We start from the raw sequence: 20,554 nt of genomic DNA on the forward strand, positions 1-20,554 counted from the left end.
ACTACAGTGCTGCGTTGCTACTTGCAGCAGGAACACCTGTTCTGCCGGTAACTCTACCTGTTTTCATCAGACCATCATAATGGCGCATCAATAAATAACTTTCGATCTGTTGCAATGTATCCAATACAACACCAACTAAAATCAATAAAGAAGTACCACCAAAGAAGTGTGCAAATTCTTGTTTAATACCAAACTTAACCGCAATTGAAGGCAGGATAGCAATAATCGCTAAAAATACCGCACCTGGGAAAGTGATTTTTGATATCACATCATCAATAAAAGTTGATGTTGCAAAGCCAGGTTTAATACCTGGAATAAAACCACCATTTTTCTTCATATCATCGCTCATTTGGGTTGGATTAACCGTAATGGCAGTATAGAAGAAAGTAAATGCGATAATTAAAAATGCGAATGTTAAGCTATAAGCCAACGAAGTGGTATTGCTGAACTGGATTAACCAGGAACCTTGTAACGAGGGAACAAACTGCATTAAAGCACCTGGAATAAACATTAACGCCTGGGCAAAAATGATTGGCATAACACCAGCAGCATTAACCTTTAAAGGAATGTACTGACGAACACCACCAAACTGGCGGTTACCAACAATTTTTTTCGCGTATTGTACAGGTACTTTACGTACACCTTGAACAATTAAAATGGTAAACATCACCACTGCAAATAAGGCAACGATCTCCAAAACCAATGCAACTGGGCCTCCACCTTCACTGGCCGAACCCACACGTGCACTAAACTCTTGAGAAATTGCTACCGGTAAACGGGCTATAATACCAACCATAATGATTAGTGATGTACCGTTACCAATACCTTTATCTGTAATTTTTTCACCTAACCACATTACGAATAACGTACCTGCCGTTAATACAAACGTAGATAACACTAAAAATAAAGTATTTGGCAATAAAATAGCTTCTGCAGGAACTTGCGTTTTAACGTAACCAACAGACTGAACGATTGTGATCGCTACCGTTAGGTAACGGGTAATCTGGTTCATTTTCTTTCTACCACTTTCGCCCTCTTTCTGCATTTTTTGGAAAGAAGGAACAGCAATACCCAATAGCTGCACCACAATCGATGCAGAAATGTAAGGCATTACCCCCAACGCCAAAATAGACACACGAGAGAAAGAACCGCCGGCAAACATATCTAGTAAGCCTAAAATTCCCGATTTTTCGTTGTTGCCTAAAGCAGTTGGATCTACACCTGGTAAAACCACGTGAGATACGAAACGGTATACCAAAAGAATTAAGAGCGTAAACAATATACGCTCTTTTAATTCCTGAATTTTCCAGATATTACTTAAAGTAGTAAATAGCTTCTTCATTTAATAATTACAATTTTACAATAGAACCACCTGCAGCCTCAATAGCTTTTTGTGCGGTTGCAGAGAACGCATGTGCTGTAATTTCTAGCTTTGCTTTAACTTCACCACGACCTAAAATTTTAACCAAGTCGTTTTTTGAAGCCAAACCATGTGCTTGTAAAGCAGCAAAATCGATAGTTGTTAAGCTATGTTTTTCAGCTAATGCTTGTAAAACGTCTAAGTTTACGCCAACATACTCAGTACGGTTGATTGGTTTGAAACCAACTTTAGGCACACGACGTTGTAAAGGCATTTGACCACCTTCGAAACCGATTTTGGTTTTGTGACCTGAACGAGAACCCGCACCTTTGTGACCACGGGTTGAAGTACCGCCACGACCAGAACCTGTACCACGACCAATTCTCTTACTGTTTTTTGTAGAACCTACTGCAGGTTTTAAATTACTTAAATTCATTTTTTTGAATTTGTGTTGCCCTTCGCTTTCACTAAACAGGTACAACGATTAAACATATATAAAGGTAGTACCGGATTTTTCCAATACTACCTTTAAAACTTTTACTAGATTGCTTCGATTGCTACCAAATGGTTCACTTTACGAACCATACCGATAATCTGTGGAGTAGCTTCAACCTCTACACTTTGGTTCAATTTAGATAAACCCAAAGCCTGAACGGTTCTCTTTTGGCGCTCGCTTCTGTCGATAACGCTTTTTACTTGTGTTATTTTGATCTTAGCCATGATATTATCCGTTAAATACTTTGTTTAAATCAATACCACGGGTTTGAGCTACTGTATAAGCATCACGCATTTTAGTTAATGCATCAACAGTTGCTTTTACCACGTTGTGTGGGTTAGATGAACCTTTAGATTTTGCCAATACGTTATGTACACCGGCACTCTCTAATACAGCACGCATCGCACCACCGGCAATTACTCCTGTACCTACTGCAGCTGGTTTGATTAAAACAAAACCACCTGAGAATTTACCGATTTGCTCATGAGGAACAGTACCGTTTAAAATCGGAACTTTTACCAGGTTCTTTTTGGCATCATCCACACCTTTAGCAATTGCTTCAGTTACCTCTTTCGCTTTACCTAAACCGAAACCAACAACACCGTTCTCATCGCCTACAACAACAATTGCTGAGAAGCTGAAAGTACGGCCACCTTTGGTTACTTTGGCAACACGTTGTATACTAACCAAACGATCCTTTAATTCGATATCGGTGGTTTTTACTCTTTTTATATTAATAGTTGACATCTTACTTTTTCTTCAGATTAAAATACTAAACCAGCTTCGCGGGCACCCTCTGCCAACGATTTTACGCGACCGTGGTATAAATAGCCATTTCTATCGAAAACAACTTCTTTAACACCTGCAGCAATTGCTTTTTCGGCTACTAATTTGCCTACTGCAACTGACTGATCGCTTTTGTTTCCAGTACCAGTAAAATCTTTCGATAATGATGATGCTGACGCTATTGTTGTACCGGTTACATCGTTAATTACCTGCGCATAAATCCCTTTATTGCTTCTATATACAGATAACCTTGGACGTTCTTCCGAACCGGTAAGTCTTTTTCTGATCCCTTTTTTAATACGATCTCTTCTTGATAATTTTTTACCTGCCATGATTACTATTTTTTAGATGCTGATTTACCTGCTTTTCTTCTTAACACTTCACCTACAAACTTGATACCTTTACCTTTATATGGTTCCGGTGCACGTAACGAACGGATTTTCGCTGCTACCTGGCCAATCAATTGTTTGTCAATACTCTCTAAAATAATTTTAGGAGTCTGACCTTTTTCTGATTGTGTAGTTACTTTAATCTCTGCTGGCAACTGGAATACATAGTGGTGAGAATAACCCAAAACAAGGTCTAATGTGTTGCCTTGGTTTGTAGCACGGTAACCAACACCTACCAACTCTTGAGTTAATGTATAACCTTCTGTAACTCCAACAACCATGTTGTTAAGCAAAGAGCGGTATAAACCGTGTAATGCTTTGTGTTTCTTTTGATCTGATGGACGTTGAACTGTTAAAATTTCATCTTCCTGACTTACAGTGATATCTTTATCAACTGTTTGTGATAATTCACCTTTAGGGCCTTTTACAGTTACCACGTTATCGTTAGATACGGTAATGGTTACACCTGAAGGGATTGTAATTGGGGCTTTTCCTATTCTTGACATTGTGTAGTTCTCCTAAATATTAATAAACGTGACACAATACCTCACCACCAATGTTTAATTTGGCTGCTTCTTTATCGGTCATTACACCTTTAGAAGTAGATAAGATTGCGATACCTAAACCGTTTAATACTCTTGGCATATTTTCAACGCCTGCATACTGTCTCAAACCTGGTTTACTTACTCGCACTAATGTACGAATAGCAGGAACTTTAGTAATCGGATTGTATTTCAAAGCAATTTTAATAGTGCCTTGAACTGTAGTATCTTCAAACTTATAGTTCGCGATGTAACCTTTATCAAAAAGTACTTTAGTGATTTCCTTTTTAAGGTTTGATGCAGGAATTTCTACAACTCTGTGGTTGGCCTTAATGGCATTCCTTACTCTTGTTAAATAATCTGCTATTGGATCTGTATTCATTATTTATTGTTTTTGATAGTGGTTTCCTTTCCCGATTTCACATCGGGACGGGACCTGCTATCGGTTAAAATTCTTTTTCTAGTAAATAGACATAAGTATCAAGTATCAAGAAACCAAATGGTCTCGATACTTGACACTCAGTACTAGCTACTTATATTACCAAGATGCTTTTTTAACACCTGGTATTTTACCGTCTAGTGCCATTTCGCGGAATGTTACCCTTGAAATGCCAAAGGTACGCATATATCCACGAGGACGACCAGTTAATTTACAACGGTTGTGTAAACGTACCGGAGATGAGTTTTTAGGTAATTTATCTAAACCCTCGAAATCTCCTGCAGCTTTTAATGCTGCACGTTTTTCAGCGTATCTAGCTACCAATTTTTGGCGCTTAACTTCGCGTGCTTTTACACCTTCTTTTGCCATTATTCTGCTGTTTTTTGATTTTTAAATGGTAATCCGAATTGTTTCAATAACTCAAGTGCTTCAACGTCAGATTTTGCCGAAGTTACGAAAGTTATATCCATCCCTAAAATTTTATTGATTTTATCTATATTAATCTCTGGGAAGATGATTTGCTCAGTAACACCTAATGTGTAGTTACCTTTTCCATCGAAACCTTTATCGTTAATACCTTTGAAATCACGGATACGTGGTAAAGCTACTGAAATCAAACGATCCAAGAACTCATACATGTTGTTATCACGTAATGTTACACGCACACCTACCGGCATACCTTTACGTAATTTAAAGTTAGAGATATCTTTTTTAGATTGTGCTGCAACCGCCTGCTGACCAGTAATGGTAGTCAATTCTACGATTGTAGTATCCATAATCTTTTTATCAGTAACAGAAAAACGACCTACACCCTGATTGATACAGATTTTTTCCAATTTAGGAACCTGCATTACAGTTTTATACTGAAATTTTTCTTTTAATGCATTTACAACTTCTTCTTTGTATTTGCTTTTTAATCTAGGTGTAGCCATTATTTAATTTCCTCCCCTGAAATTTTAGCAACTCTAACGATTTTACCATCTGCGTTTACTTTACGGCCAACGCGGGTAGCTTTACCTGATTTTGGATCAACCAACATCAGGTTAGAAACGTGAAGAGCAGCTTCTTTTTTAATAATACCACCGTTCGGATTTGCAGCATTTGGCTTAGTATGTTTAGATACTAAATTGATGCCTTCTACAATGGCTCTGTTTTTATCTTTTTGTACTGAAAGTACTTTTCCTTGTTGACCTTTTGAATCGCCAGCAATTACTTTAACTAAATCTCCTGTACGGATTTTAAGTTTTGGTGTATTTACTTTGTTTCCCATTTTATAATACCTCCGGTGCTAATGATACGATTTTCATGAATTGTTTTTCACGTAGTTCTCTCGCAACCGGGCCAAAGATACGTGTACCTCTTGGCTCATCCTGTGCGTTCAATAATACAGCAGCATTATCGTCAAAACGGATATAAGAACCATCTTTACGACGGATTTCTTTTTTAGTTCTTACAACAACTGCTTTTGAAACTGTACCTTTTTTAACATTACCTGATGGTAATGCGCTTTTAACGGTAACAACTACCTTATCACCAATTGAAGCATAACGTTTGCCGGTCCCACCTAACACACGAATTACCAATACTTCTTTTGCGCCGCTGTTATCAGCAACGTTTAATCTCGATTCCTGTTGTACCATCTTATTTAGCTCTTTCTAAAATTTGTACCAATCTCCAGTTCTTGTTTTTACTCAAAGGACGAGTTTCCATAATTAATACAGTATCACCAATACCGCACTCATTTTTCTCGTCGTGAGCCATAAATTTGGTAGTTTTCTTTACGAACTTACCATAAATCGGGTGTTTTACTTTACGCTCCACGCTCACTACAACAGATTTATCCATCTTGTTGCTTACCACTAACCCGGTTCTTGTTTTTCTTAATTGTCTTTCCATGTCGACTCTCAAATTATTTAGTTTCAGTAGCTGACTCCGTGTTTTTCACTTTAGTCAACTGAGTGTTTAAACGGGCTATGTCTTTCCTTACTTTTGCAATACGCGAAGGATTTTCGATAGCTGAAATAGTGTGAGCGAACTTTAATTTTGATAAGTTCTCTTTTTCTTCCGCAATCTTAGCTACTAATTCTTCTTTTGAAAGCCCTGTGATTTCTGAATTTTTCATTTTTCTTTTTCTTTTACGTTGAGTGTAGCGGTTATAATAAACAAGTATTTACAACATTCATCTCAACACTTTACTATGCTTCTACGTAATCTCTACGTACTACGAATTTGGTTTGGATCGGTAATTTCTGAGCAGCTAAACGCAATGCTTCTTTAGCAACTTCCAAAGGCACACCTTCAGCTTCGAAAATTACACGTCCAGGTCTTACAACTGCTACCCAATACTCAGGAGCACCTTTACCTTTACCCATACGTACCTCAGCAGGTTTTTTAGTTACCGGTTTGTCCGGGAAAATTCTGATCCATACTTGGCCTTCACGTTTCATGAAACGGGTTACGGCGATACGGGCAGCCTCTATCTGGCGACTTGTGATCCAAGTAGCTTCTAAAGATTTGATACCGAAAGATCCGAATGCTAATTCAGCTCCACGTGAAGCTAAACCTTTCATTCTGCCTTTTTGCATCTTCCTGAACTTCGTTCTTTTTGGCTGTAACATTTTATTTTGTTCTAATCGTTAAACGATGTTAATAAATCAATTATTTACGAGGACCTCTGTTAGCGCCTGCGCCACCACCTCTGTTTGCACCACCCTGGCCTGGACCACGACCACCGCCTTGGTTTCCACCACGTCTGTCGTTACCACCGCCACGGTTATCTCTTCCACCACCACGGTTATCTCTTCCACCGAAAGCTGGTTTATCTGAAGCGCCTTTTGGACCGTTGTTTGTTGCACCAATGTTTGGAGACAAATCACGTTTTCCATAAACCTCACCTTTACAGATCCAAACTTTAACACCTATTTTACCATAAGTAGTTAAGGCTTCAGCTAAAGCGTAGTCGATATCAGCACGGAATGTATGCAAAGGCACTCTTCCTTCTTTGTACTGCTCGGTACGTGCCATCTCAGCACCACCTAAACGACCAGAAGTCATGATTTTAATACCTTCAGCACCCATACGCATGGTTGATGCGATAGAAGATTTCATTGCTCTACGGAATGAGATCCTTGCTTCTAATTGTTTTGCAACACCTTCTGCAACTAATTGTGCATCAAGTTCCGGGCGTTTAATTTCAAAGATGTTAATTTGAATTTCCTTTTTAGTCAATTTCTTTAACTCTTCTTTGATTTTATCAACCTCAGCACCTGCTTTACCGATTACGATACCTGGACGAGCTGTGTGGATAGTTACCGTGATACGTTTTAATGTACGCTCGATTACTACTTTTGCAACACCGCCTTTAGCGATACGGGCAGAAAGATATTTTCTTATTTTCTCATCTTCAACTAATTTATCGGAGTAGTTGTTGCCACCGAACCAGTTAGAATCCCATCCTTTGATAATTCCTAACCTGGCACCTATTGGATTTGCTTTTTGTCCCATTTCCTAATTAGTTTTGAGTTGTTTCTGTGTTTTTACTATCTACAATCAGCGTTACGTGGTTAGAACGTTTACGAATTCTATATCCACGGCCTTGAGGAGCTGGACGTAAGCGTTTTAACTGACGGCCACCATCAACCATTACTGTTTTAACAAAAAGTTGGTTTTCTTCAGGGCGGGCACCTTCATTCTTAGTTTCCCAATTTTTGATAGCAGATAATAATAATTTCTCAACTTTTATTGCTGCTTCTTTATTGGTAAACTTTAAAATGCTTAATGCTTTTTCTACACGTTCACCTCTGATAAGATCTACAACCAAACGCATCTTACGCGGTGAGGTTGGACAATTGTTTAATTTTGCTACTGCTTCCATTGTCTAATTATTTTTTCTTTTCAGCGTGTCCTCTGAATGTTCTGGTTGGAGCAAATTCTCCCAACTTGTGACCAACCATGTTTTCTGTAACGTACACAGGGATGAATTTATTTCCATTGTGTACAGCAAATGTATGATTCACGAAGTCTGGTGATATCATTGATCTGCGAGACCAAGTTTTGATTACAGACTTTTTGCCTGAATCATTCATAGAGTTTACTTTTTTCTCTACGTTATGGTCAATATAAGGTCCTTTTTTTATCGAACGAGCCATTATTTCTTCCTTCTCTCTATGATGTAACGATTAGAATATTTTTTAAGTTCTCTGGTTTTGTAGCCTTTAGCTAAAACACCTTTTCTTGAACGTGGGTGACCACCTGATGATCTACCTTCACCACCACCCATTGGGTGATCTACCGGGTTCATCGCTACCGGTCTGGTTCTCGGACGACGACCCAACCAACGTTTACGACCTGCTTTACCCAATACTTCGTTTGCGTGATCTGAGTTAGATACTGCACCGATCGTAGCCAGACAAGTAGTCAGAATTAAACGGGTTTCACCTGAAGGCATTTTTAAAGTAGCATATTTACCATCGCGGGCAGCTAATTGTGCATAAGCACCTGCACTACGAGCCAATTGTGCTCCTTTTCCAGGGTGGATCTCCACGTTGTGGATGATAGAACCTAATGGAATGTTCGATAATTTTAAAGTGTTACCTACTTCTGGTGCTGCTTTATCGCCCGATAATAATACCGAACCAACTTGCAATCCTTCAGGAGCGATGATATAACGCTTCTCGCCATCTGCATAATGTAATAATGCGATGCGGGCAGTACGGTTTGGATCGTATTCAACAGTAGCTACTGTTGCAGGAATATCGAATTTATCGCGTTTGAAGTCGATTAAACGATACGATTTTTTATGACCACCACCCATGTAGCGCATAGTCATTTTACCTGTATTGTTACGTCCACCAGACTTTTTTGATGATACAACCAATGATTTTTCGGGCTTGGTTGCTGTAATCTCCGTAAAACTAGCACCAACTCTGAAGCGGGTACCTGGAGTAACTGGTTTAAATTTTCTTAAGCCCATAGTTATAATGAATGATTAAATTAAAGGGTTGCGTAATAATCTATTGTTTCGCCGTCTTTTAACGTTACGATTGCTTTTTTGTATTTCGGGCTACGGCCTGATACAAAACCTGCTTTAGTGTAACGAGATTTAGCTTTTCCATCAACAACCATTGTGTTAACTGCAACGATGGTTACACCGTACAATTTCTCAATAGCAGCTTTGATTTGGATTTTGTTAGCCTTGTGGTTAACACTGAACGTGAAACGGTTAGATTTCTCAGATAAAGCTGAAGCTTTTTCGGTTAATATTGGTTTTTTTAAAATTTCCATATTACTTGGCAAACGCCTCCTCCAAAGTTTTAACAGAATCAGCAGTTAACACAAGTACACCAGCGTTTAATACATCATAAGTGTTTAAATCTGCTGCAGAGATTACTTTTGTTTTCTGAACGTTTCTGCTTGATAAATAGATATTATTATTTTGTGCAGGTAAAACCAACAAAGTTTTTTGATCATCTACTTTTAAAGCAGCTAATAAACTTGTGTAGTTTTTAGTTTTAATTGTATCGAAGTTGAAATCTTCTAAAACTACCACGTTGTTATCTTTTGCTTTATAAGCTAAAGCCGATTTACGTGCTAATGATTTTAATTTCTTATTCAATTTAAAACTGTAATCACGCGGCTGAGGACCGAAAACACGACCACCACCGTTAAATAACGGAGATTTAATGCTACCGGCACGGGCACCACCTGTACCTTTTTGTTTGTATAGTTTACGGGTTGAACCAGCAATCTCGTTACGTTGTTTAGATTTGTGAGTACCCTGACGTTGGTTAGCCAAATACTGCTTAACATCTAAATAAATCGCGTGGTCGTTAGGCTCGATACCAAATACCGATTCAGGAAGTTGCACCTTGGCACCTGTTTCTTTACCTGAAATGTTTAATACTTTAACTTCCATCTGATTATTTGTCTAAGATTACGTAAGAACCTTTAGCTCCTGGAATGGAACCACTAACTACTAATAAGTTTTGCTCAGCATAAACTTTCAAAACCTGTAAGTTTTGAATTTTTACCCTGTCTCCACCTGTTCTTCCTGCCATGCGCATTCCTTTGAATACACGTGAAGGAAATGACGATGCTCCCAATGAACCCGGGGCACGTAAACGGTTATGCTGACCGTGAGTCTGCATACCAACACCGGCAAATCCGTGGCGTTTTACAACACCCTGAAAACCTTTACCTTTTGAGGTACCTACAACATCAACAAAATCGCCTTCTGCAAATGCATCTACAGTTACCACATCACCTAAATTAAGTTCAGTTGTAAATGAGTTGAATTCTACCAGCTTGCGTTTTGGAGTTGTGTTTGCTTTCGCGAAATGGCCTTTTAACGGTTGAGATGTGTTTTTCTCTTTTTTCTCATCGTATCCTAGCTGAACAGCTGAATACCCGTCTTTTTCTTCGGTCTTTACTTGTGTAACTACACAAGGCCCAGCTTCGATTACAGTACAAGGAATGTTTCTTCCTTCTGCATCGAAAATACTGGTCATTCCTACTTTTTTTCCAATAATTCCTGACATTTTATCTTTTCTTTTTAACACCCATCGAAGCAGTAGGGCTTCGTTCAAGGTGGTTGTACATCCCCCGAAAGGGACGGCAAAGATAGGCAAGAATTATTAATTTTCAAATAGTTAGCTAAATATTTTTTCAAATAAATTGCTGATATGATGGGATTTAACTGAAAAATGCATGTTAATAGGCAATTAGCGTGTTTAAATCATTATTTATAGCTTTGACTTAAAGCACTTTAGCGCGTAATTTTAAGTTTAAAAATCCTTTTATTTCATCAATATTTTCCTTTTAACAGATCTCTCCGGGTTTGGCTTTTATCGGGCTCTCTAATTGCAATTCCGTAGCAAGGATTTTGATAAAATTTTCCATTTTTTGGAACCACTATTGGCGGTGGTCTTATAATTCTTTAAATAAGAATTTTAGAGGTTTAATTTTAATTTCTGATAAAATTAATGCGCAATTCCGCCGTTTAAGCTAATGGTTATAATAGCCAAAATAATAAATCCTATCAGCACATATAAGTAATCGCGCTCAATCAAAAAGCTAAAAATTGCGAATACGATTCGTGCAATTGGCGTAAAAATAAGCATCAGTATGCCAAACTGTACAATAGCATCGCCCTGAAAACTGGCTACTCCCCTAAATATGCCTGTAATGGAAGAAAACTTGCTGAGTTCTGGCGTAAAAACTTTATAATTGGTAATGGCTCCTTTGTTGTGGATGAGGAAAATAGCACCGCCAATTAATACAATTGACATCGAAATGATTACGCCTGCACGTAAAAGTGTTCCAAGAATTAACTGAATATCCTTATCGTTCAGATTTTCTTTTTTTCCTGTATCCATTATAACCCACTTATTCCTTTATAAATCATCTGCAATGCCAAAAAAGCAACTACAATGGCAAACACAATTTTAAGTTTATCGGTTTTGCCCTTTACCAATACTTTCGAACCCACGGTTGCCCCTGTTAAAACACCAATGCAAACGGGCATGGCAATACCAGGATCAATCTGGCCACGGTGCAGATAAACTACAGCACTGGCTGCTGCTGTAACACCCATCATAAAATTACTGGTTGTTGTTGATACCTTAAAGGGCAAACGCATAATATTATCCATTGCAATTACCTTTAGGGCCCCACTCCCAATACCCAGCAAACCAGATAAGGTTCCGGCAAAAAGCATCATTAAAAAACCTCCCGGTACATTTTTCACCGCATATGGCTGGCTTATACCTTTATCAGGGTAAGAGCCGTTGAGTTTAAAAAACCTGGCCCATTTATCTGTGTTTTCCGAAATAGTATGATCTACTTTTTTCTTTAAAGTCATAATTGCCGAAAAGATTAAAATACAACCAAATAGGATAGCAATATAATTTGCATTGAGGTAAACGGCTACGATTGCACCGCAAATGGCACCTATGGTGGTGGCAATTTCTAAAAACATCCCGATCCGGATATTCGTGATGCCCTCTTTTACATAAGCAGCAGCAGAGCCTGAAGAAGTAGCGATAACCGAAACAATGGATGCACCAATAGCATAATGGATATCAACACCTAAAGCCAGTGTAAGCAACGGAATAATAATTACTCCTCCACCTAAGCCAGTTAACGAGCCCAATAATCCAGCTAAAAAAGCGCCTAATAAAACGATAATGGTAAACAGCAATACCGACATGCAGGCAAATATAAAACACTTGTTTTGGCGAAACGAAGGTTTTAGGGAATAAAATAAAGTCTATATGTTATATGGAATAGGTAAAATGGATGAGGGAAAAATGGATATACATCACAGCTCATCATATGCACTTTCGAGTTCTGTTAAAATAAATTGAGGTTTAGTAACAGCATATTTGATTTTTATGGAATCGCCTACCTGTAAACCCTTCGGATTTATATCCCAGCTTCCATCAAATGAATAATCAACATGATTTACCTGATATTTTACTTTAATGGAATGCCCTTTATAATGTTTAATCCTTACAATCAATCCCTTTCCATAATCATATCCGCCCTTAACAAAATTAATACGCTCTTGATGATCTTTCTTTGAAGATCTGTTTATCATCAATAAACCTAAAAGTACCAGGATTGCTATAACAGCGAGCGTTGTGGCTGCTTTAAGCTTATCACTCATCTGTTTTGCTCATAAACTTTAAACCATCATCCATTTTACATTACACATCTTACATCATTTCCCAAGCCTTTTAATCATTTCCGCACTTAAATCCCTGCCATCATTCAGCCGGTTGGCAAAAAATGATTTGGCTGCTTCGAAATGTTCTTTATACCCCTTTAAGTCGCCATAACCAATAATGGATGCCCATTCATGCACCGCAGTATGGAATTCCAGATCATCCCCACGGATTGATTTATCATATAATGCCGTGTTGATCGACTCTTCCAACATGACTTCGTTTTTAAAAAGGTATTCTGCAATACCCAGCCTCAATTTAAAGGGGGGTGTTTGGCAGATCAGATTATCGTAAGGATTTACCCCCATTTTATACCAGGCGTATACCATACTCAATAAACTAAGATGCGAATTGGGTTTCTGCTTATGGTCCGCATCAGATAGGCTAAATTCTTTCATAATGTTATCATCCAGCAATAAAAGCGAGCGGCTCTCATGAAAAACGAAATCTCGGGCCGCGTAAATTTTCTCCCTAAACTCCGTTTCATTTTCACAGATCATCAGCTTAAAAAGTTCAGACTCTGCCTGGGCATAATATTTAACCTGTTTTTGCGCATAGGGATTTAGGATAGCCAGACCTGCGTAGATGTGTGATTTATAACTAAAAATCCTCAGCGTGGTCAAAATCTTTACATTATCGATTCCACCTGCATAAGCAGGATTATCCCAGGGGAAAAAACCGGCATTTTTCCAGGCAGAACCCATGCTCTCAAAACCCATGTGCGTAACCGCTTGAGTATCGGCCACAATGCGGTCGTGCTCGCGGTAATCGTCCATTTCGATAATGTTCGATTTTAAAGATTGGTAAACTTCCAATGCCTGTGCATAAACCTCGTCGGTAGCCCGGTGACGAACCACTACAAGCGTTTGCCCTTCAGGACTAAAAGCCGGACCATGCAAAGAATGGCAGGTTACAATCTGGGTATCTATCGGAAGGTGTTTTTCAAAAGCAGCAATTTCAGGATGTTTTACTGAGGTTTGGCCTGAAACAATTGCTCCATATTTGGTTGAGCGTGCAAAAGTAGCCACCACTTCATCAATTTTCTCGGCTTCAACGCAGTAAATAATAAAATCAGATTTACGCGCCACTTCATGGCCATCAGTTAAAACCTCTACTCCTTTAGATTCAAGCTCATTTTTTAACTCCGTAAAACGTAAGGGCATATCTGCCCCACATACCTTATAACCTGCATTTACAAACGACAAAGCGTACAATTTGCCCATATCGCCCATCCCAATAATTCCTATTTGCATGAAACAAATTTAACCTATCGTAAACAATTTTATAATAAAACTTAAATAAAATTGTTATTTAGAATGTTAAACCAAAATAATTTTATCGATTTGCCAAAACCCGAAACAATTTTATTAAACACAAATCAGATAAAATGCAGTTTTACACACTAATACCTATATTTAAACTATGCAGAAAATTAAACTAACCTTATTGTTTTTAAGCGCGATGCTATTTTTAAACGTTGCATTTGCCCAAACCGCTCCTGATACCACTAAAAACACTGATCCATCTTTAAACGGTCAGTATCAGTTTATGCTGAAAAAATCTAAAAGTTTGTATGGTGCCAGACTGATCAATCCAAGCCGATTATCCGCTTTATGGAAAAGCGTTAACGACACATTGAAAAAGGAACGCAAACAATTGCAGGAAGCCAGGCAGGAAATTAAGGCACAAGCCGACAATATTTCGAGTTTAAAAGGAGAGGTTACCGGAAAAGAAAGTTCGCTTGCTACTGCCAATGCATCTGTTAACGAAATTAAATTTTTAGGAATTCCCTTTAATAAGGGCACTTATAATACCATCGTTTGGACGATCATTATTGTGCTGGGCATTGGTTTGGCTTTTGTTATTTTCCAATCTGGCAAATTAAGGCATGAGGCTAAATACAGGACTGAACTTTACCAGGAAGTGGCCGATGAATTTCAGGCACATAAGGTAAAGGCAAAAGATAAGGAAATGAAACTTGCGCGCGAATTGCAGGATGAGCGTAATAAATGGGATGAAGGCAGGGGAAGATAAACTCTAGCCACAAATCAATCCGGATTTTTTTATTTTCGGAACCATACTAAGAAGATTTAAATTAGTGTCAGATGGTAACATCTGACACCACAGATATTTCAACCGGCAAATTTTAAGCGGTTTATTTTCACCTAAAAGCTTTAGGTTTCTGAAGGAAAAGATATACCCTTGATATTCCTGTATAAATCTACCGCATACAAGTCTGTCATGCCAGAAACAAAGTCCAGCACACTCTGTATTATAGAATAAATATCGGTCAGATCGGTGTGATACTGCTTTGGAATGAGTTTAACCAGTTTTTTATAATAATGTGTATTGTTATGAATAAGCGCAGGAACAAACTCTTCTAATAAACCAGCCATAATTTTATAACCTGCCACCTCTTTCTGTATAACAGATGAGAAATTGTATATACGCTCTACAGAAATCTTTTCAACAGCTTTCCAGGCAGAGATATACGGTTCAGGAAGTAAATCGGTTAAGCTATGGTTAAGCTCACCCTTTAATAGTTTTTCCTGCTCTCTAAAAAATATGGCCGCGCATTGGTTTGTTAAAGTGTTAATGGCTTTAGCGCGAAGCAGACCAATTTTTGCATCATCATCTTCATAATCGTTTTTTAAGCGTTCTTCAATTGTTGTTGAATTGGCAAAAGGCAGTAGGTAAGCCTTCACCTCTTCGTAAGAAAGTATCTTAAGGCGGTGCGCATCTTCCAGATCGATAATGCTGTAACAGATATCATCTGCAGCTTCTACCAGGTAAACCAAAGGATGGCGTTTGTAAATAAGGTACTCATTATCTTCTTGTGCCAGGTGAAGTTCGGCAGCAATCTTTCTAAAACTTTCCTCTTCTGATTGGAAGAAACCGTATTTTTTGCGGTGCAGCAGGCCTTTCTGTTTACCTGCAATGGAAGCACATGGATATTTGGCTATAGAAGCCAAAGTAGAATAGGTGAGCGCATAAGCATCATTTCCCTTTCCCTTTAGTGGATGGGTGAGTATACGAATGGCATTGGCATTTCCTTCGAAATTAATTAAATCGTGCCATTGCGATTCGCTCATTTCTTTCTGGTAAACTTTACCATCGCCATCGGTAAAATAACGCGAAATAGCTGCTTCGCCCGAATGTCCAAATGCCGGGTTGCCCAAATCATGTGCCAGCGCGGCGGCGGCAACAATATTGCCAACCTCATTAATTAAAGGAACTTCTTTAACAAGTTGTGACTGGTATTCTTCTACACTTTTTAAGAATATATTGGCCATGGAACGGGCTACACTCGCCACTTCTAAACTATGCGTTAAACGATTGTGCACAAAAACACTTCCGGGCAATGGAAAAACCTGGGTTTTATTCTGAAGCCTTCTAAATGGAGACGAAAAAATCAACCGGTCGTAGTCACGCTGAAAATCTGAACGCGCCCGATCTGTGCTGGCACCATATTGTTCTTGTCCGTATCTTTTATTCGAAAGTAAATATTTCCACTCCATTTATCCCGTTGGGCTTTAAAATTTGGCGCAAGTTAAACAAAACGCGAAAATGGTAAAGCATAAAGCTTGAGGTAAAATTTATAAAACAAACTTACTGTTCTTGATTTATCCTGATTCAAACTATTTGAATTCCTACCTGTTTATTGATAAAACGATACAACATGAAAACAAGCATATATAACAAAAAAGAACATATTGAGGGCTATGTAGGATCAGGTGATGAGGAATCAGAAAAATCAGATGTAGAAAAAGCTTTTGAAAAGGGCAATGATACTAATGTGGTAACCAGTTATGGAAAGGAACCCGACGAGTTGATTAAAGGAAATCCTTTAGCAAAAGACGGTAGAGATAACTCTGGCACACAGGGCAAAGATTCACTTAGTGACGATACCTTCAACAGCAAGGATAAAAATCCTACGTTAAAAAGTGCAGAAAGTCATACCGGAAGTTCTTCTGAAGATTTTAAATCGAATGCTGATATTAATGAAGAAGATGAAAACCGTGCATTAAATACGGGTATATAAGGAAATATTAAGTTTGCCGATCTCCACAAAAAGCGCCTTTATGATATAAATAACAATTATAGGCCAAACCTTTAACGGCACACTATCACATCAACGAATACGTTATTCAAAGTACAACTGAGCAAAAAATTGACATATATCAATGTATTAAAACCATAATTTTTGTGAATTGATTTTTAGTTTTCGAGATTTGCATTGTTGTAGGATTCGCGACAAAAATTAAACAAAATCATTGACTAAATATTTAAGGGCATTCGCTGCTTAATTAGCGTATTACAGTTGTCGAATCCTAAATAATTTGCATCTACCGGAAAATGCATAAGCATTATAAAGGGATTATTCTGTGGGGATAATCTCTTTATAATAAATCATAAGTCCTCACCTCTCAACCCCTTATCATCATTCTTATTCCTGCTTCCTATATCTTCACCCTGGCTTAAATTTGCATTATTCAAATTTTCATTAATATTTTGGGAATTATCATTTTCAGCTGCTGCCAATCGGGAAGCCTCCGGTTCATCCTTACGTTTAAAATCAGCTCTCTTATGTCCGTACGTAGCTTCTCCGTTATCCCAATCTATCTGATCATCATTACGATTAATGTCTTCGTTAGAATCGCTATTTTTATTATCATTATTTTCCATGGTGATTTATTTTGGTAGATACTCCCTATAAGAACAACAGATTAAGGAAAAAAGTTTAACCTCGAAGTAATTATGTATGATCAGGCGTTTCGCCAGATGCTATCCTGTTAACCGACCAATTAATTTACGCCTTTACTTTGGTCTATCTTTGTGCTACTATCCACGTCATCTTTAGTTGAACCATTCTCATCACGGTGTTGTGGTGGATTTTCCATCCTGCTTTCTTCCAGGTCAGAGAAATCACTGCCTTGTTGATTAGCTACTTCGCCATGTGAAGAAGGTTTATCTTTCCCTTCTTCTTTAGGATCAGCAAAATCCTGCCCTTCAACAGATGCTGCCTTTTGTTCTTTATCATTACTTATCATATCAATATAACCAGCCGGCTCAGGTTTTGTTTTTGAAACTGAGCTATACAAAAAAAGGCCCCGATTTGTATCGGGACCTTTTTTGTTCTTTTAAAATCAGTTATACTTTGATTTCAACTTCAACACCGCTAGGCAATTCAAGTTTCATTAAAGCATCAACTGTTTTAGAGTTAGAGCTATAAATATCCAATAAACGTTTGTAAGCGCATAACTGGAATTGCTCTCTAGCTTTTTTGTTTACGTGTGGAGAACGCAAAACAGTAAAGATTTTTTTCTCTGTAGGAAGTGGAATCGGACCACTTACCACTGCACCCGTAGGTTTAACAGTTTTTACGATTTTCTCAGCAGATTTATCTACCAAGTTGTAATCGTAAGATTTTAATTTAATTCTGATTCTTTGGCTCATCTTATTTTAATTATGGCTTCCTGTTAGAGCTATTAACAACAGAAACCGGATTTATCTTTCAAGGTTGAGGGTGGAAGGTGTAAGGCTGAGGGTTCGAAAACCTTAAACCTTATGCCTTTAGCCTTTTACCTTATTAGTCTTCAGATTTAATTCTTCCTTTAGATTTAGCTACTACTTCGTCCTGAACGTTTTTAGGCGCTGGCTCATAGTGGTCAAATTCCATTGTAGAAGTTGCACGGCCTGAAGTGATGGTACGTAACTGTGTTACATAACCGAACATTTCTGAAAGTGGTACCAATGCTTTAATTACCTGAGATCCGTTACGGGTATCCATACCTTGTAACTGACCACGACGACGGTTCATATCACCGATCACATCACCCATGTTTTCTTCAGGGGTTAAGATTTCGATTTTCATGATTGGTTCCATCAAAGCAGGTTTACATTTAGGTAAAGCCTCACGGTATGCCATACGGGCAGCAAGCTCGAATGATAAAGCATCTGAATCGACTGCGTGGAATGAACCATCAATCAAACGTACTTTCATATCAGGAAGCGGGTAACCAGCTAATACACCATTTGACATTGCAGATGCAAATCCTTTCTCAACTGAAGGGATAAATTCACGAGGAATTGAACCACCTACAATTTCGTTTACGAATTGCAAACCACCTTTTTCAAAATCGGCATCAATTGGAGAAATCACCACTTTAATATCGGCGAATTTACCACGACCACCTGACTGTTTTTTGTAAACCTCACGGTGTTCAGTTGTACCGAAAATAGCCTCTTTATAAGCTACTTGCGGCGCACCCTGGTTAACCTCTACTTTAAATTCACGTTTTAAACGGTCAATTAAGATATCTAAGTGTAACTCACCCATACCAGAAATTACAGTCTGACCAGTTTCCTGATCTGTCTGAACTCTGAACGTAGGATCTTCTTCAGCTAATTTAGATAAACCCATACCTAATCTGTCAACGTCAGCCTGAGTTTTAGGCTCAATAGCTAAACCGATAACCGGCTCAGGGAATACCATTGATTCCAGAACGATCGGGTGTTTCTCATCACAAAGCGTATCACCTGTTTTAATATCTTTAAATCCAACAACCGCAGCAATATCACCGGCCCCTACGTTAGGGATTGGATTTTGCTTGTTAGCATGCATTTGGAAGATACGCGAAATACGCTCTTTATTATTTGAACGGGTATTATATACATATGAACCCGCTTCTAAGTTACCTGAATAAACACGGATAAAGCATAAACGGCCTACAAAAGGATCGGTTGCAATTTTAAAAGCTAATGCTGCAAACGGCTCTTGTTCAGATGGCTTTAATAAAACTTCCTGATCTGTATTTGGGTTAGTACCTACAACACCTTCAGAATCTAAAGGTGAAGGCAATAATTCCATCACATAATCCAACATGGTCTGTACACCTTTGTTTTTGAAAGATGAACCACAAACCATAGGAACAATTTTAGCATCTAATACAGCTGCACGTAAAGCGTCTAAAATTTCGCGTTCAGTAATTGAGTTTGGATCTTCGAAGAATTTCTCCATCAAAGTCTCATCATAATCAGCAACTGATTCTAACAATTTTTCTCTCCACTCTGCAACTTCATCTAACATATCATCAGGAATTGGCACTTCAGTAAAGGTCATACCTTTATCGTGCTCATTCCAAACAATACCACGGTTGTTGATCAAATCAACCACACCTTTGAAAGCATCTTCAGAACCGATAGGTAATTGCAAAGGAACTGCATTGCTACCTAACATATCTTTCACTTGCTTAACAACTTTTAAGAAGTCAGCACCAGAACGGTCCATTTTGTTAACGAAACCGATACGGGCAACATTGTAATTATTAGCTAAGCGCCAGTTAGTTTCTGATTGTGGCTCAACACCATCAACTGCAGAAAACAAGAATACCAAACCATCTAATACACGTAATGAACGGTTTACCTCTACGGTAAAATCCACGTGTCCCGGTGTATCGATAATGTTGATGTGGTATTTGCTACCACGGTAGTTCCAGTTTACTGTTGTAGCAGCAGAGGTAATGGTAATACCACGCTCTTGCTCTTGTGCCATCCAGTCCATTGTTGCAGCACCTTCGTGCACTTCACCAATTTTATGACTAACACCAGCATAATAAAGGATACGCTCGGTAGTGGTAGTTTTACCAGCATCAATGTGAGCTGCAATTCCAATATTTCTTGTAAATTTTAAATCTCTTGCCATGTTATGTTTTTGATTTATCTGATTTTAAATGATTGCACCGATTATGTGAGACAAATCGGTGCAAATTATCTAATCAGTATAATCTTCTAATTAAATCTGTGTAATCTTACTGAC

Annotated in this window: 32 protein-coding genes; 2 read left to right on the plus strand and 30 right to left on the minus strand. The window is 38.3% G+C overall.

The window, feature by feature from the left end:
* Position 1: 1 nt before the first annotated feature.
* From secY to BM107_RS13250, 25 genes are all read right to left on the minus strand, one after another.
* Positions 2-1,342, minus strand: coding sequence for a preprotein translocase subunit SecY (secY, locus tag BM107_RS13130; protein WP_090501111.1), 1,341 nt, complete (start codon positions 1,340-1,342; stop codon positions 2-4).
* A 7-nt stretch (positions 1,343-1,349) separates the two neighbouring features.
* Positions 1,350-1,796: a 50S ribosomal protein L15 gene (gene rplO / locus BM107_RS13135; protein WP_025145210.1), complete on the minus strand. Its 447-nt coding sequence runs from the start codon at positions 1,794-1,796 to the stop codon at positions 1,350-1,352.
* A 104-nt stretch (positions 1,797-1,900) separates the two neighbouring features.
* Entirely contained in the window at positions 1,901-2,080 is a 180-nt protein-coding gene (gene rpmD / locus BM107_RS13140; RefSeq protein ID WP_090984037.1) for a 50S ribosomal protein L30, read from the minus strand.
* A gap of 4 nt (positions 2,081-2,084) precedes the next feature.
* On the minus strand, positions 2,085-2,603 hold the full coding sequence (rpsE, locus tag BM107_RS13145) for a 30S ribosomal protein S5 (RefSeq protein WP_010599893.1): 519 nt from the start codon (positions 2,601-2,603) through the stop codon (positions 2,085-2,087).
* A gap of 17 nt (positions 2,604-2,620) precedes the next feature.
* Positions 2,621-2,974 carry a 50S ribosomal protein L18 gene (rplR, locus tag BM107_RS13150; protein ID WP_090501109.1) on the minus strand — a complete coding sequence of 118 codons (354 nt, stop codon included), beginning with the start codon at positions 2,972-2,974 and terminating at the stop codon, positions 2,621-2,623.
* 5 nt (positions 2,975-2,979) lie between these two features.
* Positions 2,980-3,537 (minus strand): 50S ribosomal protein L6, encoded by a 558-nt coding sequence (rplF, locus tag BM107_RS13155; protein ID WP_090984039.1) that lies wholly within the window; start codon positions 3,535-3,537, stop codon positions 2,980-2,982.
* A gap of 19 nt (positions 3,538-3,556) precedes the next feature.
* Positions 3,557-3,955: a 30S ribosomal protein S8 gene (gene rpsH / locus BM107_RS13160; RefSeq protein ID WP_039475190.1), complete on the minus strand. Its 399-nt coding sequence runs from the start codon at positions 3,953-3,955 to the stop codon at positions 3,557-3,559.
* A 156-nt stretch (positions 3,956-4,111) separates the two neighbouring features.
* Entirely contained in the window at positions 4,112-4,381 is a 270-nt protein-coding gene (gene rpsN / locus BM107_RS13165; protein WP_039475193.1) for a 30S ribosomal protein S14, read from the minus strand.
* Positions 4,381-4,947, minus strand: a complete 567-nt coding sequence (gene rplE, locus BM107_RS13170) for a 50S ribosomal protein L5 (RefSeq protein ID WP_090984040.1) — start codon at positions 4,945-4,947, stop codon at positions 4,381-4,383. The genes rpsN and rplE overlap by 1 nt, the downstream gene beginning before the upstream one ends.
* The gene (rplX, locus tag BM107_RS13175; RefSeq protein WP_090984042.1) at positions 4,944-5,282 is read right to left on the minus strand and encodes a 50S ribosomal protein L24; all 339 of its coding nucleotides are present in this window, start codon (positions 5,280-5,282) and stop codon (positions 4,944-4,946) included. The genes rplE and rplX overlap by 4 nt, the downstream gene beginning before the upstream one ends.
* A gap of 1 nt (position 5,283) precedes the next feature.
* On the minus strand, positions 5,284-5,652 hold the full coding sequence (gene rplN / locus BM107_RS13180; RefSeq protein WP_090886529.1) for a 50S ribosomal protein L14: 369 nt from the start codon (positions 5,650-5,652) through the stop codon (positions 5,284-5,286).
* Between the two features lies 1 nt (position 5,653).
* Positions 5,654-5,908 carry a 30S ribosomal protein S17 gene (rpsQ, locus tag BM107_RS13185; protein ID WP_010599901.1) on the minus strand — a complete coding sequence of 85 codons (255 nt, stop codon included), beginning with the start codon at positions 5,906-5,908 and terminating at the stop codon, positions 5,654-5,656.
* A 13-nt stretch (positions 5,909-5,921) separates the two neighbouring features.
* The gene (rpmC, locus tag BM107_RS13190; protein ID WP_090984044.1) at positions 5,922-6,134 is read right to left on the minus strand and encodes a 50S ribosomal protein L29; all 213 of its coding nucleotides are present in this window, start codon (positions 6,132-6,134) and stop codon (positions 5,922-5,924) included.
* A gap of 73 nt (positions 6,135-6,207) precedes the next feature.
* Entirely contained in the window at positions 6,208-6,630 is a 423-nt protein-coding gene (gene rplP / locus BM107_RS13195; RefSeq protein WP_010599903.1) for a 50S ribosomal protein L16, read from the minus strand.
* A 40-nt stretch (positions 6,631-6,670) separates the two neighbouring features.
* Positions 6,671-7,516 carry a 30S ribosomal protein S3 gene (gene rpsC / locus BM107_RS13200; RefSeq protein ID WP_090501104.1) on the minus strand — a complete coding sequence of 282 codons (846 nt, stop codon included), beginning with the start codon at positions 7,514-7,516 and terminating at the stop codon, positions 6,671-6,673.
* A gap of 7 nt (positions 7,517-7,523) precedes the next feature.
* Positions 7,524-7,886, minus strand: coding sequence for a 50S ribosomal protein L22 (gene rplV, locus BM107_RS13205; RefSeq protein WP_090984046.1), 363 nt, complete (start codon positions 7,884-7,886; stop codon positions 7,524-7,526).
* 7 nt (positions 7,887-7,893) lie between these two features.
* Entirely contained in the window at positions 7,894-8,160 is a 267-nt protein-coding gene (gene rpsS, locus BM107_RS13210) for a 30S ribosomal protein S19 (RefSeq protein ID WP_010599906.1), read from the minus strand.
* Complete coding sequence (gene rplB / locus BM107_RS13215; protein WP_090984048.1) at positions 8,160-8,984, minus strand: 50S ribosomal protein L2; 825 nt, start codon at positions 8,982-8,984, stop codon at positions 8,160-8,162. The genes rpsS and rplB overlap by 1 nt, the downstream gene beginning before the upstream one ends.
* A gap of 20 nt (positions 8,985-9,004) precedes the next feature.
* Entirely contained in the window at positions 9,005-9,295 is a 291-nt protein-coding gene (gene rplW, locus BM107_RS13220; protein ID WP_090501098.1) for a 50S ribosomal protein L23, read from the minus strand.
* 1 nt (position 9,296) lies between these two features.
* Positions 9,297-9,926: a 50S ribosomal protein L4 gene (rplD, locus tag BM107_RS13225; protein ID WP_090501096.1), complete on the minus strand. Its 630-nt coding sequence runs from the start codon at positions 9,924-9,926 to the stop codon at positions 9,297-9,299.
* A 4-nt stretch (positions 9,927-9,930) separates the two neighbouring features.
* Positions 9,931-10,548: a 50S ribosomal protein L3 gene (rplC, locus tag BM107_RS13230; RefSeq protein ID WP_090984227.1), complete on the minus strand. Its 618-nt coding sequence runs from the start codon at positions 10,546-10,548 to the stop codon at positions 9,931-9,933.
* Between the two features lie 441 nt (positions 10,549-10,989).
* Positions 10,990-11,385 carry a DUF1634 domain-containing protein gene (locus BM107_RS13235; protein ID WP_090984049.1) on the minus strand — a complete coding sequence of 132 codons (396 nt, stop codon included), beginning with the start codon at positions 11,383-11,385 and terminating at the stop codon, positions 10,990-10,992.
* On the minus strand, positions 11,385-12,218 hold the full coding sequence (locus tag BM107_RS13240; RefSeq protein WP_090984051.1) for a sulfite exporter TauE/SafE family protein: 834 nt from the start codon (positions 12,216-12,218) through the stop codon (positions 11,385-11,387). The genes BM107_RS13235 and BM107_RS13240 overlap by 1 nt, the downstream gene beginning before the upstream one ends.
* Before the next feature lie 111 nt (positions 12,219-12,329).
* A complete protein-coding gene (locus BM107_RS13245; protein WP_090984053.1) occupies positions 12,330-12,677 on the minus strand; it encodes a hypothetical protein in 348 nt (115 codons plus the stop codon).
* 54 nt (positions 12,678-12,731) lie between these two features.
* The gene (locus BM107_RS13250) at positions 12,732-13,988 is read right to left on the minus strand and encodes a prephenate dehydrogenase (RefSeq protein WP_090984055.1); all 1,257 of its coding nucleotides are present in this window, start codon (positions 13,986-13,988) and stop codon (positions 12,732-12,734) included.
* Between the two features lie 169 nt (positions 13,989-14,157).
* On the opposite strand from BM107_RS13250, the gene BM107_RS13255 reads away from it, so the two are divergent.
* Entirely contained in the window at positions 14,158-14,769 is a 612-nt protein-coding gene (locus BM107_RS13255; RefSeq protein WP_090984057.1) for a hypothetical protein, read from the plus strand.
* 140 nt (positions 14,770-14,909) lie between these two features.
* Here the strand turns inward: BM107_RS13255 and BM107_RS13260 are convergent, their stop codons facing one another.
* Positions 14,910-16,253, minus strand: a complete 1,344-nt coding sequence (locus tag BM107_RS13260) for a deoxyguanosinetriphosphate triphosphohydrolase (protein WP_090984059.1) — start codon at positions 16,251-16,253, stop codon at positions 14,910-14,912.
* A gap of 161 nt (positions 16,254-16,414) precedes the next feature.
* Here BM107_RS13260 and BM107_RS13265 point away from each other — a divergent pair, with 161 nt between their 5' ends.
* The gene (locus tag BM107_RS13265; protein ID WP_090984061.1) at positions 16,415-16,777 is read left to right on the plus strand and encodes a hypothetical protein; all 363 of its coding nucleotides are present in this window, start codon (positions 16,415-16,417) and stop codon (positions 16,775-16,777) included.
* Between the two features lie 368 nt (positions 16,778-17,145).
* Here the strand turns inward: BM107_RS13265 and BM107_RS13270 are convergent, their stop codons facing one another.
* The 4 genes from BM107_RS13270 to fusA form a co-directional block, all read right to left on the minus strand.
* Positions 17,146-17,421: a hypothetical protein gene (locus BM107_RS13270; RefSeq protein ID WP_090984063.1), complete on the minus strand. Its 276-nt coding sequence runs from the start codon at positions 17,419-17,421 to the stop codon at positions 17,146-17,148.
* A gap of 119 nt (positions 17,422-17,540) precedes the next feature.
* Positions 17,541-17,786, minus strand: coding sequence for a hypothetical protein (locus tag BM107_RS13275; protein WP_134204181.1), 246 nt, complete (start codon positions 17,784-17,786; stop codon positions 17,541-17,543).
* 100 nt (positions 17,787-17,886) lie between these two features.
* Positions 17,887-18,192: a 30S ribosomal protein S10 gene (gene rpsJ, locus BM107_RS13280; RefSeq protein WP_008244591.1), complete on the minus strand. Its 306-nt coding sequence runs from the start codon at positions 18,190-18,192 to the stop codon at positions 17,887-17,889.
* A gap of 133 nt (positions 18,193-18,325) precedes the next feature.
* Positions 18,326-20,440: an elongation factor G gene (fusA, locus tag BM107_RS13285; RefSeq protein ID WP_090984067.1), complete on the minus strand. Its 2,115-nt coding sequence runs from the start codon at positions 20,438-20,440 to the stop codon at positions 18,326-18,328.
* Positions 20,441-20,554 lie beyond the last annotated feature (114 nt).

Source organism: Pedobacter suwonensis, assembly GCF_900111825.1.
In the GTDB taxonomy this organism is placed as follows: domain Bacteria; phylum Bacteroidota; class Bacteroidia; order Sphingobacteriales; family Sphingobacteriaceae; genus Pedobacter; species Pedobacter suwonensis.